At 69.2% G+C, this 2653-nt stretch carries 2 protein-coding genes; both read right to left on the bottom strand.

Going from position 1 to position 2653, the window contains the following annotated elements:
- The coding region (locus tag FHS34_RS43680; protein WP_280528510.1) for a condensation domain-containing protein at positions 1-797 on the bottom strand (797 nt) is incomplete at its 3' end.
- 26 nt (positions 798-823) lie between these two features.
- Positions 824-2653 (bottom strand): phosphopantetheine-binding protein (locus tag FHS34_RS43675; RefSeq protein WP_280528509.1); only part of this gene is annotated, 1830 nt, incomplete at its 5' end.

Here is a 2653-nt window from a genome sequence, read left to right as displayed (position 1 = left end):
GCGATGGGTGAGCCCAGCGGGATGTCGGATCCCGCGCCCAGGCGCTTGAGCAGCACCGCGAGACCGGCCTGCAGCACCATGAACACACTCGCCCCGCACTCGTGCGCCAGCGCCACGATCCGCCCGTGCAGGTCGGGGTCGATCGTGAGCGGGACGGCGGCACCGGCATAACCGGCCACCGCCGGCCGCGGACGGTCCGCGGGAAGCTCCAGCTGCTCCGGAATGCCCGCCAACGCCTTTTCCCAATAGGCCGCTTGGCGACTGATCAGGCTCTCGGGGTCGTTCTCGTCCCCCAGCAGCTCCTGCTGCCACAGCGTGTAGTCGACGTACTGCACCGGAAGCTCCGGCCAGTTGGGCGACTGACCCTTCGCCCGAGCCGCGTACGCCTCGCCCACGTCCCGCGACAGGGGCGCGAAGGACCAGCCGTCGGCGGCGATGTGATTGAGCACCAGCAACAGCACGTGCTCGGTCGGCGACAGCACGAACAGCGTCACCCGCAACGGGAGGTCGTTCGCCAGATCGAAGCCTTCGGCGGACGCGTCGGCGAGCCCCGCCGCGAGCTCCTCCTCCGTCGTCGGCACCACCGACAACCCGACCCCGGCCTCGGAGACGCTCAGCACCTTCTGCCGCGGCACCCCGTCGACCTCGGGGAAGACCGTCCGCAGGCTCTCATGACGCTCGACGACGTCGGTGAGTGCCAGCCGCAGGGCTGCCCGGTCCAGGTTTCCCGAGAGGCGCATCGCCAAGGGAATGTTGTAGGTCGCGCTGACCCCTTCGAGCCGGTGCAGGAACCACATCCGGCGTTGCGCGTACGAGAGCGGAATCATCGAGTCTCCCCCGGCCTCTGCATGCGACGCAGCTTCGGCCTCTGTGTCTTTTCAACGTTCTTCAGGTGGCCGGCCAGCCCGGCGACGGTCGGGGCATCGAAGATGCTGCCGATCGAGACCTCCACGCCGAGCGCGACCCGCACCCGGCTGATCAGGCGCGTCGCGAGCAGGGAGTGACCGCCCAGCTCGAAGAAACTGTCATCGATTCCGACGCGAGGCAGTCCGAGTACTTCGGCGAACAGGTCGCACAGGGTCTCTTCCTGTGGCGTGCGCGGGCCGCGCCCGGTGACGCGTCCGGTGAAGTCCGGCGCGGGCAGGGCCCTGCGGTCGAGCTTTCCGTTCGGCGACAACGGCAGGCGGTCCAGGCTCACCACCGCGGACGGCACCATGTGCTCGGGCAGTACTTCCGGCAGCTCCCGGCGCAGCGAGGCGATGAGCGCCGCCGTCTGACGCTGACCCGCGGGGTCGTTCGTCAGGCCGGTACCGTCCGCTGCCCGGCGCCCGGCGCCGGGCAGATAGACATCGGTGAGCACGGAGGCGTCGTCCTGGGCATGGTGGAGGACCACGTCGAACGACCCCTCGGAGCCGGTGTCCGACCAGGTCGTCACCACCTGGTAGCCCCATTCCGCGCCGAGGGCGTGGAACGTCTCGGGGTCCAGGCCCGTGCCGTTGCGGTCGGCGGCGAGCCGGCGCACCTCCGCGATCGACTCGTCCGCGTCGATCGCCTGCAACAGGGCGACCTCGTGCGCCAGCCGTCGGTTGGCGACACCGGTGATACGCAGGGCGGCGGGTCGATGCTGCCCCACGTACCGGGCCAGCTCGTCCGTGCCGGAGACGTCCCGGCCCCAGCGCAGCGACTCGGTGTGCGCGAAGGAAACGGTCGCCGGCGCCTGCTTGTGCACGATGACGTCGTAACGATGCCGGGTCAGCTCATTATGGTGCTCGCCCCGCTTGATGCGGATGTCCACCGCGTTGACGTCGTCGAGCCGGTCGCGCAGGGCCGTGAAGAAGGCCGGGGCCGCGAGGAGTTCCTTCTCCTCCGACACCGCCCGGCCGACGGCGAGGCGCACGGCCGCGACGTCCTCGGCGTTCTCCGAACGCGCGATGTGCACGGCGGCATGGAAGGTGCGGCCCAGGTCCAGGTTGCGTACATCGCCGATGAACAGCCGGCCGCCGGGCTTGAGCAGACGCAGTGCGTTCTCCACCACCTCGAGGAGATAGGCGCTGCCGGGGAAGTACTGCATCACGGAGTTGACGACGACCGTGTCGAAGTACTCCGCCGGCAGTCCGCTCGTCGCGTCGGCGGGCTGGCACAGCAAGTGCACGCGGTCCGCGATGTCCGGCTGCCGCTCGACGTCGGACCGCAGCTTCTCGATGACGGTGGACGAGAAGTCGCTTCCCCAGTACTCCGCGCAGTGGCCGGCAAGCTTCGCCAGCAACAGGCCGCTTCCCACGCCCAGTTCCAGAATGCGCTGCGGCTTCAGGGACAGGATGCGGTCGACGGTGGCGTCACGCCAGGCACGCATCTGCTCCAGGGGAATGGGCTGTCCGTCGTAACTGCTGACCCACCCCGTGAAGTCGTCACCGAAGCCGACGGCGTCCTTGGACTCCGCGTAGATGGAGTCGTAGACCTGCTGCCATTCCTCGACCTGCTCCTCTTCCACCTGGTCGTCCGGCTGCCCCGTACCCGTTTTCGGTACGACGTAGGCGACGATGCGGTGGTCGCCAGGGCGGTCTTCGCGTACCACGACCGCGGCCTGGGCCACGCCCTCGTGGGTGGTGAGGGCTGTTTCGATTTCGCCGAGTTCGATGCGGAAGCCGCGGAC

It is taken from the genome of Streptomyces echinatus, from assembly GCF_014203595.1.
GTDB lineage: Bacteria > Actinomycetota > Actinomycetes > Streptomycetales > Streptomycetaceae > Streptomyces > Streptomyces echinatus.
This window is presented reverse-complemented; position numbering and strand designations above follow the sequence as displayed.